Raw genomic sequence first — 13,497 nt, forward strand, 5'->3', positions numbered from 1 at the left:
GAGGAGACCAAAGGAGGAATCGACTGAGCGACGCATTCGCCGCCAACACGACTCCAACAGGGATGCCCCTTTTCAGGGACCCGGCAATCTGCCGACCGGCTTAGCGAAGGTATCCGCTCACACCACACACCAAGCCACATCCGTGTTGAACCCGTGAGAGGCATTGTGGGCGAATTAAACCGGGAACACGGTAACAAAGTGTTTCAGGTTGTAACGCCCGCCAGATAAGGCTCTCCGGGATTTTTTGCCGTTTTGTACCGCTGAAAACAACCTTTTTACCGGGCCTGAAAAAGCCATTAAATTTCTATTTACCGCTTCTATTTGCGCTGGATATTGCGCTGCATCTTGGCGAGGGCTTACGGAAATTGTTACCGAGGCGACGGGATCTGGCTAGAAGTGAGTTGAAAGAAGCGTAGTCGCTCGCGATTTTTTTGCAACCGAGAAAACCCCTGCGTAAGCGAAAAATGATGCGGTGCAGGAAGCGCTTCCAGCGCCAGACGATGCGCGACGGATTGCAGCGTGGGCTTAATCAGCGCGCGTTTAAGCGCGCCGCCGCCGGTTACAGGATCACGTCGTCTGATTCCCCAATGCGGGCGGCCGCTGTCGGCGCAGCCCTGACTCATTTCAGCCACTTGTCGGAAATTCCCTGGTACTCGCCGCTTTCTCGCGCAAGATGCAGCCATTGGTCGACATATTGCTGGAACGTGGTATCTCCGCGGGGCACCATCCACGCTTTTTCGCCGTACTGAAAGGGTTTATCGGGATGCACTGAGCACAAGCCGGGATTCAGCTTCTGCTGCAGCAACGTTTCTGATGCGTCGGTCACCATCACGTCCGCCTTGCCGGCGAGGATCTGCTTGAAGACCGTCACGTTATCCGGATAGACGGTGAGCCTGGCGTGCGGGAACGCCTGCCGCGCGAAGCGCTCGTTAGTGCCGCCCGGGTTGAAGATCACCCGCGTGTCGGGCTGGTCGATCTGCTCGACCGTTTGATACTTGTTCACATCGTCGCAACGAACGATCGGCGTCTTGCCGTCCACCTGATAGGCAGACGTGAAAAACGCGCGCTTCTGCCGTTCGAGCGTAGTCGATACGCCGCCCACCGCGACGTCGCATTTCGCGACGAAGTCGTTCAGCAGGTTCGGCCACGTCGTCTTGATGAACTGCGTTTTCACGCCGAGCGACTTCGCGAGCGATTCGGTCATGTCGATGTCGATGCCCTCGAACTGGCCGTCGGCCCGATAGTACGAGTACGGCTTGTAGTCGCCCGTGGTGCAGGCGCGCAGCGTGCCGCGAGCGATGATTTCGTCGAGCCGCGATGGCGCGGCCGCGGCGCCTGCCACCGCCGTGGTGCCTGGCGCCGCGCTGCTCTGCGCGTGCGCCGCAATCGCGTTGAACAGCACGCCAGCCAGCGCGCCGGTTAAAACGCTCAACAACATCACCGTGGTTTTCTTCATGGAGCTCCCCGTGGTCCGATCGCCTGCATGCCAGAAGTCAGCCGGCGTCGAAGCGCGCTGAAGGGCGCAAAAGGGCACTAAAGACTGCCGGCGGCGATGCACCATACCCCGAGCATCACGCGCCGTCCATTCGTGAGGTTCGCGATTTTCGCCCGCAAGGTTGCGCCCTTCGCGCTGCGCCGCCTGTGTGTCGGTGTCACATCCGGACACCGCATCCGCCGCGTCCGCTAAAATGCTCCTTTGTCTTTTTGCCTTCGCGCGCCCGCACCGTGGCTCATCAACTTCTGAACGACACTTTTCTGCGCGCGCTGCTGCGCCAGCCGACGGACTACACGCCGATCTGGCTGATGCGCCAGGCGGGCCGTTACCTGCCCGAATACAACGCAACGCGCAGCCGGGCCGGCAGCTTCCTCGGCCTCGCGAAAAACCCCGACTACGCGACCGAAGTAACCTTGCAGCCGCTCGAGCGTTATCCGCTGGACGCTGCGATCCTGTTCTCGGACATCCTGACGATTCCTGACGCGATGGGGCTCGGCCTCGACTTCGCAGCGGGCGAGGGCCCGAAGTTCGCCTACCCGGTGCGCAGCGAAGCGGATGTCGCGCGTCTCGCCGTGCCGGACATCGAGGCCACGCTAGGCTACGTGACCGCTGCGGTCAGCCAGATCCGCCGTGCACTGACCGATGCGCAAGGCCGCCAGCGGGTGCCGCTGATCGGCTTTTCCGGCAGCCCGTGGACGCTTGCGTGCTACATGGTGGAAGGCGGCGGCTCCGACGATTTCCGCACGGTGAAGTCGATGCTGTACAGCCGCCCGGACCTGATGCAGCGCATTCTCGAGATCAACGCACGCTCGGTTACCGCGTACCTGAACGCGCAGATCGAAGCCGGCGCTCAGGCCGTGATGATTTTCGACACATGGGGTGGCGCGCTGGCGGACGGCATCTATCAGCGCTTCTCACTGCATTACATCGAGCAGGTAGTGAGTGGCCTGAAGCGCGAACACGAAGGCAACCGCGTGCCCGTCATCACGTTCACGAAGGGCGGCGGCCACTGGCTCGAAGAGATCGCATCAAGTGGCGTCGACGCGGTCGGACTCGACTGGACGGTGAATCTGGATCGCGCGCGCGAGCGCGTCGCGGGAAAGGTCGCGCTCCAGGGCAACATCGATCCATCGGTGCTGTTTGCCCCGCCGGCGACGATTCGCAGCGAAGCACGCGCGGTGCTCGACAGCTATGGAAATCACCCGGGGCACGTGTTCAATCTGGGCCATGGCATCTCGCAGTTCACGCCGCCGGAGCACGTTGCCGAGCTGGTCGACGAGGTGCACCGGCATAGTCGTGCGGTGCGTGCTGCGGGACACGTTTAGGCATCCCGCATAACACGACAAATGTGTCGGTATTGTTGCAATGCAATGAAGTGGGCTCTCGCCCTAAGGGGAAAATTGCATTCCACAGGCCGTCGAATGGCGTTCCGGCAGATGTCAAGACTTGACTTATACACATTCATCACGCTGCGCCGCGGTAGAACCTTCAGTCGTCATATTGTTCTTGCCAAACCCGGCAATTTTTAGTCAGTGCCTTGGTGCATAAGGGTTTGGCGGGGGCGCGAACGAGCGTGCGGTAAACCGCACGGAGGCCGGTGCGAAGCGCTTTCCGGCCTGCCGCCGCCGACTTCTCAACAAAGTTATCCACAGGGCGTCGAAGCGCACAATTGTTCAGCCGAATCCTAAACTTAGCGCCGATTGTAATGTTTCACTTTAACTTCGGCTGGCTAGCCCTTTGTTCGCTGTCGGCGGCTTCTGGCCTGCTCACCTATGTCGACTGAACCGGTGAACCGCGTGTTCGTTCGGGTCGCGCTGGACCATCCGCTGGCTGTTCTATTCGACTACCGCTGCGATCCGCGCCACGCGCCGCAGCCGGGGCTGCTCGTCAGTGTGCCGTTCGGCAAGCGGTCGGTGGTGGGGCTGGTATGGGAAGTGACCGCTCACAGCGAGGTGCCGGACGAGCGTCTGCGCGACGTCGAAAGCGTGTGCACTGCATGCCCCGCGCTGTCGAAGCAGTGGCTCGAGTTGACCGCCTTTGCCGCGGACTATTATCAGCGCGGCCTTGGCGAAGTCGCGTTGCCGGCGTTGCCACAGGCGCTGCGCGACGCGCAACGCTGGACGCGGCTGCTCGCGCCTGAGCAGCGCTACCGGCTGTTGCCCGCCGGCCGCGACGCGCTGCCCGATGCGGTGCCACCGCGCGCCACCGCGCTGCGCCGGTTGGCTGACGAGCTGATCGCGGCCGCCACGCTGTCGTCCGGCGATGCGCGCGCCTTGCATCCGAAAGCGATCGCCACTCTCGACGCATGGTGTGACAAAGGCTGGGTCGCGCTGGAAGTGACCGAGGCAGCCGCCGTCGCGCCGCATGTCGCGACCGCGATCGCCGCCGAGACCGCTGCCGAGACCGCTAGTGGGACAGCCGCCGCGACTGGGACCACCGCCACGACTGGGATCACCGCCACGACCGAGACCGAGACCGCCGCGGTGGTCGCCGTCGCAACCACCGCTTCTCCCGATCTCACCGGACTACCGCAACTAACCGACGAGCAAGCCGCCGCCGTCGATGCAATCGCCGCAGCCGAAGGCTTTGCGCCATTCCTGTTGCATGGCGTGACGGGCAGCGGCAAGACCGAGGTGTATCTGCGGGCGCTCGCCGCACTACTCGCTGCCCGCCCGCACGCGCAAGGCCTGGTGCTGGTCCCGGAAATCAACCTGACGCCGCAATTCGAAGCCGCCTTCCGTGCGCGCTTCGCCGCGCTCGACGCCGGCGCAATCGTCACGCTCCACAGCGGTCTCGCCGAAGGCGAACGCGCGCGCAACTGGTTTGCCGCGCACACCGGGCGGGCGCGCATCGTACTCGGCACGCGCCTCGCGGTGCTCGCATCACTACCGCAACTGGCAATCGTAGTGGTCGACGAAGAGCACGACCCCGCCTACAAGCAGCAGGAAGGCCTGCGCTATTCGGCGCGCGATCTGGCGATCTGGCGCGCCAAACAATTGGGCGTGCCGGTCGTGCTGGGCTCGGCGACGCCATCGCTGGAAAGCTGGTGGCAGGCGGATCAGGGCCGCTACCGTCGGCTGACGCTATCGCGCCGCGCAGTGGCCGACGCCACGCTGCCGACGGTCAAGCTGATCGATCTGGAAGAAGAACGGCGACGCGGACGCGCTTCGGTCGAAGGTTTATCCGGCCCGCTACTCGCGGCACTGAAAGCGCGCCTCGAGCGCGGCGAACAAAGCCTCGTGTTCCTGAACCGCCGCGGCTACGCGCCGCAGCTCGCATGCGATGCATGCGGCTGGGTGGCCGGCTGTCCCCGATGCAGCGCGTATGTGGTGCTGCACAAACCCGAGCGCACGTTGCGCTGCCACCACTGCGGCTGGGAAGCGCGCATCCCGCGCTCGTGCCCGGAGTGCGGCAACGTCGATCTCGCACCGCTGGGCCGCGGCACGCAACGCATCGAAGAAACGCTCGCGAAGGTGCTGCCAACTGCCCGCGTGCTGCGCATCGATGCCGACAGCACGCGCCGCAAGGGCAGCGCGCAGGCGCTTTTTTCCGACGTGCACGCGGGCGAGGTCGATATCCTGGTCGGCACGCAGATGATTGCGAAGGGACATGATTTCCGGCGCGTATCGCTGGTCGGCGTGCTGAACACGGACACCGCGCTGTTCTCGCACGACTTCCGCGCGAGCGAGCGGCTATTTGCGCAGCTGATGCAGGTCAGTGGCCGCGCCGGCCGCGCCGGTTTGCCGGGCGAAGTGTTGGTGCAGACGCGTTACCCGCGTCATGCGCTATATCACGCGCTGGGACGTCACGATTACGTCGGCTTTGCGGGCGCCACGCTCACCGAGCGCCGCGACGCGCATTTGCCGCCGTTCGTCTATCAGGCGATGTTGCGCGCCGAGGGTCGCACGCTGGAAGCCGCGCTGGCCTTCCTGCAACAGGCGGCCGCCTTGCTGTCGGAGATCCCGGCTGCAGAACGCGTGACCGCGTACGATGCGGTGCCGCTGACGATCGTCAAGGTGATGCATGTGCATCGCGCGCAGCTGCTGGTGGAAAGCGCTTCACGCGCCGCGCTGCAGGCCACCTTACGCGCGTGGCAGCCGCTGTTGCGCCCGCTGAAGGGCGTACTGCGCTGGAGCATCGAGGTGGACCCGCTCGATATCTGACGCGCGCGGCAGGCTTCCCGCGCGACACACTCAATACCGCAACCGGTCACGCGCCGCGCGAGCGCGCAGGCGCGCCTTATTCGCGTACCGGACGGCAGCTGGCGCCGCCATTCCCGCGTTCCAGAGGCCGCGGCCCGCGACGGCAGGCTTACGGCGGTTGGGTTGCGCCGGCTGTTGATACCGCGCCGACAAACTGCATTCGATCGAACAAAGCATTCCGGACCTCGCTGGCTCCAGCGCGGGCACCGATCGCGCGGCCGACACCCGCCATCTTATTCATTCCAACCGTAACGCCCTCGCGTACGCGTTGCTCACGCGGCGTTAGCCTGCGTGTTCACTGCCTGCCGGAGCGCGGCCGAGGTTTTCCGCCTCGCGCTGCATGACCGGGCGCGCAACCGTGCGCGTCGCACCGCGGATGAAGATCACTGCGCACGCCGCGCACATCGTCCAGATTCCAGCGACAACCAAAAGCTTTTCCATTTCACCCACCCTGATTGCCGGTCGTTTTTACTTGCTTGACGCGACTTCGCGTATTGCTTACCTGGTTATCGGCCTGGGCCGGGGTTGCCGTAGGGTGCAACGCAAAAAGATTTGCCAGGGAAAGTACCAAGCCGATCAGGCCTCCGGCGGGACCGGTGTAACCGCCGTAACTCCTTGTCCATAAAGCGTTTCAACGGGGTGCAACCATTCTCGCAAACTGGTTGCACCTTTTTATTGGGAGAGTTACGATTCGCCAACTTTTCAGTCTCTGGCCGGCCTCCACGCGCTGGCGAATCAAGAAGGAAACATGGCTAGCACGACCCTTGGCGTCAAAGTCGACGATTTGCTGCGCGCCCGGCTGAAAGACGCCGCCGCCCGTCTGGAACGCACTCCGCACTGGCTGATCAAGCAGGCGATCTTCGCGTATCTCGAAAAGATTGAGCACGGCCAGCTGCCTCCCGAGTTGTCCGGCACGCACGGCACCACCGATCTGTCGGAAGGCGCAGCGGTTACCGACGAAGAAGGAGCATCTCACCCGTTTCTCGAATTCGCACAAAGCGTGCAGCCGCAATCGGTACTGCGCGCGGCAATCACGGCGGCGTACCGGCGTCCAGAACCGGAGTGCGTGCCGTTCCTGCTAGGCCAGGCGCGCCTGCCCGCAAACCTCGCGAACGACGTGCAGGCGCTGGCGGCGAAGCTGGTTGAAACGCTGCGCAGCAAGCGTTCGGGCGGCGGCGTCGAAGGGCTGATTCACGAGTTTTCGCTGTCGAGCCAGGAAGGCGTCGCGCTGATGTGCCTCGCCGAAGCGCTGCTGCGCATTCCCGATCGCGCCACGCGCGACGCACTGATCCGCGACAAGATCAGCAAGGGCGACTGGAAGTCGCACGTCGGCCACGCGCCGTCGATGTTCGTCAACGCGGCGACCTGGGGGCTGATGATCACCGGCAAGCTGGTCACGACCAATAGCGAAGCGGGGCTGTCGTCGGCGCTGACGCGGCTGATCGGCAAGGGCGGCGAGCCGCTGATCCGCAAGGGCGTCGACATGGCGATGCGCCTGATGGGCGAGCAGTTCGTCACCGGCGAGAACATTTCGGAAGCGCTCGCCAACAGCCGCAAGTACGAAGCGCGCGGCTTTCGCTACTCGTACGACATGCTCGGCGAAGCGGCCACTACCGAGGCAGACGCGCAGCGCTACTACGCGTCGTACGAACAGGCGATCCACGCGATCGGCAAGGCGGCCGGCGGCCGCGGCATCTACGAAGGCCCGGGCATTTCGATCAAGCTGTCCGCGCTGCATCCGCGCTATTCGCGCGCGCAGCAGGAACGCACGATGAGCGAGCTGCTGCCGCGTGTGCGGGCGCTCGCGGTACTCGCGCGCCGTTACGACATCGGCCTGAACATCGACGCGGAAGAAGCAGACCGCCTCGAACTGTCGCTGGATCTGCTGGAGGCGCTGTGCTTCGATCCGGAGCTGGCGGGCTGGAATGGTATCGGTTTCGTGGTGCAGGCTTACCAGAAGCGCTGCCCATTCGTGATCGACTACGTGATCGATCTGGCGCGGCGCAGCCGGCACCGCATCATGGTGCGGCTGGTGAAGGGCGCGTACTGGGATAGCGAAATCAAGCGCGCGCAGGTGGACGGTCTCGAAGGCTATCCGGTGTACACGCGCAAGATCTACACGGACGTGTCGTATGTCGCCTGCGCGAAGAAACTGCTCGGGGCACCCGATGCGGTATATCCGCAGTTCGCCACGCACAATGCGCATACGCTGGCGGCGATCTATCACCTCGCCGGGCAGAACTACTATCCCGGCCAATACGAGTTTCAGTGCCTGCACGGCATGGGCGAGCCGCTGTACGAGGAAGTCACCGGTCGCGACAAGATGAACCGGCCGTGCCGCGTGTACGCACCGGTCGGCACGCATGAAACGCTGCTTGCGTACCTCGTGCGGCGTCTGCTGGAAAACGGCGCGAATACGTCGTTCGTGAACCGTATCGCCGACGAAAGCGTGCCGGTCAAGGAGCTGGTCGCCGATCCGGTCGACGAGGCATCGAAGATCGTGCCGCTCGGCGCGCCGCACGCGAAAATTCCGTTGCCGCGCAATCTGTATGGCGCGGAGCGCCTCAATTCGATGGGCCTCGATCTGTCCAACGAGCATCGGCTCGCGTCGCTGTCGTCGGCGCTGCTGGCGAGCGCGCATCACCCGTGGCGTGCCGCGCCGATGCTGGCCGACGACGACATCCCCGTCGGCCCGGCGCGCGACGTGCGCAATCCGGCCGATCAGCGCGACCTGGTCGGTACGGTCGCCGACGCGACGCCGGAACAGGTCAGCGCCGCGCTGGCACACGCCGTAGCCGCCGCGCCGATCTGGCAGGCCACACCGGTCGAAGCCCGCGCCGATTGCCTCGCGCGCGCGGCCGACCTGCTTGAAGCGCAGATGCACACGTTGATGGGCCTGGTCGTGCGCGAGGCGGGCAAGTCGCTGGCCAACGCGGTATCGGAAATCCGCGAGGCGATCGATTTCCTGCGCTACTACTCCACCCAGATCCGCGGCGAGTTCTCGAACGACACGCACCGGCCGCTTGGCCCCGTGGTGTGCATCAGCCCGTGGAATTTTCCGCTGGCAATCTTCATGGGTCAGGTGGCCGCGGCGCTGGCGGCAGGCAACACGGTGCTCGCCAAGCCCGCCGAACAAACCCCGCTGATCGCCGCGCAAGCGGTGCGTATCCTGCGCGAAGCAGGCGTACCCGCAGGCGCAGTACAACTGCTGCCCGGCGACGGCGAAACCGTAGGCGCAGCGCTGGTGGCCGACGCGCGTACCTGCGGCGTGATGTTCACCGGTTCGACCGAAGTCGCGCGGCTGATCAACCGCACGTTGTCCGGCCGCCTCGACGCCGACGGCAAGCCGATTCCGCTGATCGCCGAAACCGGCGGCCAGAACGCGATGATCGTCGACTCGTCGGCACTCGCGGAGCAGGTGGTGGCGGACGTACTGCAGTCGTCTTTCGATTCGGCTGGTCAACGCTGTTCGGCGTTGCGCGTTCTTTGTCTGCAGGAAGACGTTGCGGAGCGCACGCTGGAAATGCTGAAAGGCGCGATGAAAGAGCTCGCGGTAGGCAATCCGGACCGTCTGTCGGTGGACGTCGGCCCGGTGATCGACGCGCAGGCCAAGCGCGGCATCGACGCGCACGTCGCGGCGATGCGCGAGAAAGGCCGCACGGTCGAGCAACTGCCAATGCCGGAAGGCTGCGCATCCGGCACCTTCGTACCGCCGACGCTGATCGAACTCGACAGCATCGACGAATTGAAGCGCGAGGTGTTCGGCCCGGTGCTGCATGTGGTGCGTTACCGCCGCAGCGCGCTCGACAAGCTGCTCGAGCAGATCCGCGCGACCGGCTATGGCCTGACGCTCGGCATTCACACGCGTATCGACGAGACGATTGCGCACGTGATCGGCGCGGCGCACGTGGGCAACATCTACGTGAACCGCAACGTGATCGGCGCGGTCGTCGGCGTACAGCCGTTTGGCGGCGAAGGGCTGTCGGGCACGGGGCCGAAGGCGGGCGGCGCGCTGTATCTGCAGCGGCTGCTGACGCGGCGTCCGGCAGGCTTGCCGAAGTCGCTCGCACAGACCCTGGTGGCCGACACGCGGCCGCCCGCGCAAAATGGCGACGGCGCGGCAGCCGACCATCCGGCCGGCGCGCTGATCGCGTTGCGCGACTGGCTGATTGCGGAGCGTGAGCCGGTGCTGGCGGCGCGTTGCGACGGTTACCTGTCGCACGTACCGGCCGGCGCGACTGCGGTGCTGTCCGGCCCGACCGGCGAGCGCAACACATACACGCTTGGGCCCCGCGGCACGGTGCTGTGCGTCGCGTCGACGCCGGGTGGTGCGCGAGTGCAACTGGCGGCGGCGTTGGCGACCGGCAACCACGCGTTGTTCTCCGGCGCGGCAGGCGAACAGTTGGCCAGCGCGCTGCCGGCCTCGCTCAAGCGCCACGCGAGCGTACAGAACAGCGCCGATGCCACCTACGACGCGGTGCTGTTCGAAGGCGACAGCGACGAACTGCTGACGCTGGTGAAGGACATCGCGAAGCGGCCGGGCCCGATCGTATCGGTGCAAGGCGTGGCGGCCCGAGCACTGGAAGACGGTGACGAAGACTACGCGCTCGAGCGTCTGCTGACGGAACGCTCGGTAAGCGTGAACACGGCGGCGGCAGGCGGCAATGCAAATTTGATGACGATCGGCTGAGCGAACCTTTCCCGACCGACTCAATAAAACGGTAGCGGCACGGCGACCCCGAAGGCTGCTCCATCCACACCAGGTACCAAGGAGATGATATGCAACACACGATGAAAAAGCTGGCAGGCGCAACGCTGGTTGCGGTCATGTCGCTCGCGGGGGTAGCGCAGGCACAGCAGGCTGAAGACGTGAAGATCGGCTTCGCCGGTCCGATGACGGGTGCGCAGGCCCACTACGGCAAGGATTTCCAGAACGGCATCACGTTGGCTGTGGAAGACATGAACGCGACCAAGCCGGTGATCGGCGGCAAGCCGGTGCGCTTCGTGCTGGACGTGGCGGACGACCAGGCGGATCCGCGCACCGGCACGACGGTCGCGCAGAAGCTGGTGGACGACGGCATCAAGGGCATGCTCGGCCACTTCAACTCGGGCACGACGATTCCGGCCTCGCGCATCTACGCGAACGCGGGCATTCCGCAGATCTCGATGGCGACGGCGCCTGAGTACACGCAACAAGGCTTCAAGACGACCTTCCGGATGATGACGTCCGACACGCAGCAAGGTTCGGTGGCCGGCACGTTTGCGGTGAAGAACCTCGGCATGAAGAAGATCGCGATTGTCGACGACCGCACCGCGTACGGCCAGGGTCTGGCTGACCAGTTCGAGAAGGCGGTGAAGGCGTCGGGCGGCACGATCGTCGACCGCGAGTTCACCAACGACAAGGCGGTCGACTTCAAGGCAATCCTGACCAAGCTGAAGTCGAAGAACCCGGACCTGATCTACTACGGCGGCGCCGATTCGCAGGCGGGCCCGATGGTCAAGCAGATGAAGACGCTGGGCGTGAAGGCGCCGCTGATGGGCGGCGAAATGGTGCGTACGCCGACCTTCCTGCAGATCGCGGGTGACTCGGCGAACGGCACGGTGGCTTCGCTGGCCGGCCTGCCGCTGGAAGAAATGCCGGGCGGCAAGGACTACACCGACAAGTACAAGAAGCGCTTCAACGAAGACGTGCAGACGTACTCGCCGTATGCGTACGACGGCGCGATGGCGATGTTCGACGCGATGAAGAAGGCGAACTCGACCGACCCGGCGAAGTATCTGCCGGTACTGGCGAAGACCAACATGGCGGCGGTGACGGCCAAGGACCTTGCGTATGACAGCAAGGGCGACCTGAAGAACGGTGGCATCACGCTGTACAAGGTGGTCGACGGCAAGTGGACGACGCTGCAAAGCGTGGGTGGGAAGTAAGCCGACTGCGCTGCGTGTGACGAGCGGGGCCCTGTGAGGTTGTGACTCACGGGGCTTTTTTGTTGGCGCTTTGCGGATCGCCTTCGGTTTGTCCGGTGCGAGATGTGCGAAAGGTGAGTCTGGGAAAGCTCAGAATACGTTGGTGATAGGGACGTCTTTTGGGGCAACCACAGGACCAAGCCTTTTGGCATTCCTGACGTTGCGGCAATCTTCGAAATCAGACTCGACTTCGTCGGTAACGCTTTTCATAGACTAGCGTGCGGTTTCCCATCGTCACTTTCCGGGTGATGCGGTGGCGTCCGGTATTGGCTATTGCGGTATTCGGAACTTGGGTGCGCTTCCCGCTGTTGTATTCCTGTACGAACCGGCTTGAAGTGACCTCGATTCCAAGCTTGTTAAACAGCTCTGCCGCGATACTTTCCAAGGATCCAGCTGCCATTTGCCGGCCGGCGAACTTGTTAATGGGCGTTCTAGCGAATGCGCCCTTGCTGATCCCGACAAGCGCGCCGTCCTCGACGAGATGAGCCAGTAACCCGCCCAATGTGCGAAGAGCTTCCCATCCACGCAAACTCTCGGCGCAAGACGACCGCGCCTGAGATATTGAGCGCCGGATGCGGTCGTCGAGCTTCATGAGTCAACTCCTCTCTGTCTTTTGAACAGAGAGCTTAATTGATGACAATACGGCGACACTGACGCAGTTGCGCTCCGTGCACCTTCCGATGAAGTTCGCTTCGCGAGGTATGTGTCTGTTATCGCAACGTTTGTGAATCGGCTTTTGCTCGCTCAAGAGCAACGAGGCAGGCAGCTTTTGAATTGGTATGCACCGACTTCTGCGCGCTCTTTACCGCGGCGATTGTGCTGCCTAGATACGTTAATACGTCGTCTGGCGAGGGCTCGATAAAGGGCACACCACAGACCGCGTCGAAGTTAGTGATGGGGGTGCCATCGAGCACAGTAAGCACAGCATCTGGATTTTTTGGCAACGCTTGTGCAAGGGCGATCGTCAATTCTGCAGAATTGCCCGCGTCTGTGCCTTTCGCGAGCCGCGGTGCTAGCTGAATCCACTCGCTCTGCCCCGCCGCAATGCGATCGAGGATTCTTCCAAAACGTCCGGTACGATCCAAGTTTGCGACGGTCGACTTTGCTCCGTATGTATCGATATCTAGCGACACTGCTGCCGGGGTTAGCGGACCGGCATGCACGACGCTCGAAATTAAAGGCAGTGCCAAACTAAAAATAGTGATGCGTTTCATTTTTTGATCTTCAAGTCCTCTGCCGCCGACGTAACAGTGGCAGTCAAATTTCTCGCTTCCTCACGGAAACTGACGTGAGCTTGGTAACTTGCTGGCGAACTCTTGCAATAGGCGGCCGGTGATGCGCGTTACTTGCCAGTCGCGACGCGGCAGAGACATCGACACCATGAGAACTGGTTAGATCCACATAGTGTCGACGTCGGCTGGCCGGGATCGGCACGTCTGTGCCGGGCTATCGCGCGCTCTTCTTAAATTCCTTCCAGCGAGGTGTATGCCGCATCTGAGCAATCGACAGGTGCTCCATGTCCATGCGCGCTTCAGCTGCATAGTTGTGCGTGAGCTCCGCAAGCCCTTGGAGCAACGAACGGTGATCGCCAGCAGTTTGTTCATCGCGGGCGATCATGTCGAGCATTGCGCGAATGTGGTCCAACTGTTCGCTGGCGCGAGCGGCGTTGCTGACAGCGGCCAAACTGAAGCGCTCCAAGTGATCGTAACGCCTTTTATGTTTCTTCGAAGGAATCGGCTGTTGAACGTTCTTGCTCATAGTGTTTCCTTAAATTTAATCCAATTTAAAGGTTAATAAAAATACGAGATATGCCTACGAAGATGATCGGATTGA

Annotated in this window: 9 protein-coding genes; 4 read left to right on the forward strand and 5 right to left on the reverse strand. The window is 63.2% G+C overall.

Annotation, left to right across the window (positions count from 1 at the left end; genetic code table 11):
- Positions 1-368: 368 nt before the first annotated feature.
- Entirely contained in the window at positions 369-632 is a 264-nt protein-coding gene (locus ACYVNQ_RS00850; RefSeq protein WP_460900241.1) for a hypothetical protein, read from the reverse strand.
- Positions 620-1,456, reverse strand: a complete 837-nt coding sequence (locus ACYVNQ_RS00855) for a transporter substrate-binding domain-containing protein (protein WP_460900242.1) — start codon at positions 1,454-1,456, stop codon at positions 620-622. Before ACYVNQ_RS00855 ends, ACYVNQ_RS00850 begins: the two co-directional genes overlap by 13 nt.
- A gap of 269 nt (positions 1,457-1,725) precedes the next feature.
- Between ACYVNQ_RS00855 and hemE the strand changes: the two genes are divergently transcribed.
- From hemE to ACYVNQ_RS00875, 4 genes are all read left to right on the forward strand, one after another.
- Positions 1,726-2,820 carry a uroporphyrinogen decarboxylase gene (gene hemE, locus ACYVNQ_RS00860; RefSeq protein ID WP_460900243.1) on the forward strand — a complete coding sequence of 365 codons (1,095 nt, stop codon included), beginning with the start codon at positions 1,726-1,728 and terminating at the stop codon, positions 2,818-2,820.
- A gap of 447 nt (positions 2,821-3,267) precedes the next feature.
- Positions 3,268-5,658, forward strand: coding sequence for a primosomal protein N' (locus tag ACYVNQ_RS00865; RefSeq protein WP_460900244.1), 2,391 nt, complete (start codon positions 3,268-3,270; stop codon positions 5,656-5,658).
- 787 nt (positions 5,659-6,445) lie between these two features.
- Positions 6,446-10,387, forward strand: coding sequence for a trifunctional transcriptional regulator/proline dehydrogenase/L-glutamate gamma-semialdehyde dehydrogenase (gene putA, locus ACYVNQ_RS00870; protein ID WP_460900245.1), 3,942 nt, complete (start codon positions 6,446-6,448; stop codon positions 10,385-10,387).
- Positions 10,388-10,476: 89 nt separating this feature from the next.
- Positions 10,477-11,625: a branched-chain amino acid ABC transporter substrate-binding protein gene (locus ACYVNQ_RS00875; protein ID WP_460900246.1), complete on the forward strand. Its 1,149-nt coding sequence runs from the start codon at positions 10,477-10,479 to the stop codon at positions 11,623-11,625.
- Between the two features lie 217 nt (positions 11,626-11,842).
- Here ACYVNQ_RS00875 and ACYVNQ_RS00880 read toward each other — a convergent pair whose 3' ends face one another.
- The 3 genes from ACYVNQ_RS00880 to ACYVNQ_RS00890 form a co-directional block, all read right to left on the reverse strand.
- Positions 11,843-12,256 carry an S-adenosylhomocysteine hydrolase gene (locus tag ACYVNQ_RS00880; RefSeq protein WP_460900247.1) on the reverse strand — a complete coding sequence of 138 codons (414 nt, stop codon included), beginning with the start codon at positions 12,254-12,256 and terminating at the stop codon, positions 11,843-11,845.
- A 118-nt stretch (positions 12,257-12,374) separates the two neighbouring features.
- Positions 12,375-12,878: a hypothetical protein gene (locus ACYVNQ_RS00885; RefSeq protein ID WP_460900248.1), complete on the reverse strand. Its 504-nt coding sequence runs from the start codon at positions 12,876-12,878 to the stop codon at positions 12,375-12,377.
- A 232-nt stretch (positions 12,879-13,110) separates the two neighbouring features.
- Positions 13,111-13,422, reverse strand: a complete 312-nt coding sequence (locus ACYVNQ_RS00890) for a hypothetical protein (protein ID WP_460900249.1) — start codon at positions 13,420-13,422, stop codon at positions 13,111-13,113.
- Positions 13,423-13,497 lie beyond the last annotated feature (75 nt).

Source organism: Paraburkholderia jirisanensis (assembly GCF_054782355.1).

Excerpts from the sequence above, each read along its gene's own strand:
- ACYVNQ_RS00855 (WP_460900242.1), bottom strand. The coding sequence starts at position 1,456 with ATGAAGAAAACCACGGTGATGTTGTTGAGCGTTTTAACCGGCGCGCTG.
- ACYVNQ_RS00865 (WP_460900244.1), top strand. The coding sequence starts at position 3,268 with ATGTCGACTGAACCGGTGAACCGCGTGTTCGTTCGGGTCGCGCTGGAC.
- putA (WP_460900245.1), top strand. The coding sequence starts at position 6,446 with ATGGCTAGCACGACCCTTGGCGTCAAAGTCGACGATTTGCTGCGCGCC.
- ACYVNQ_RS00875 (WP_460900246.1), top strand. The coding sequence starts at position 10,477 with ATGCAACACACGATGAAAAAGCTGGCAGGCGCAACGCTGGTTGCGGTC.
- ACYVNQ_RS00880 (WP_460900247.1), bottom strand. The coding sequence starts at position 12,256 with ATGAAGCTCGACGACCGCATCCGGCGCTCAATATCTCAGGCGCGGTCG.
- ACYVNQ_RS00885 (WP_460900248.1), bottom strand. The coding sequence starts at position 12,878 with ATGAAACGCATCACTATTTTTAGTTTGGCACTGCCTTTAATTTCGAGC.
- ACYVNQ_RS00890 (WP_460900249.1), bottom strand. The coding sequence starts at position 13,422 with ATGAGCAAGAACGTTCAACAGCCGATTCCTTCGAAGAAACATAAAAGG.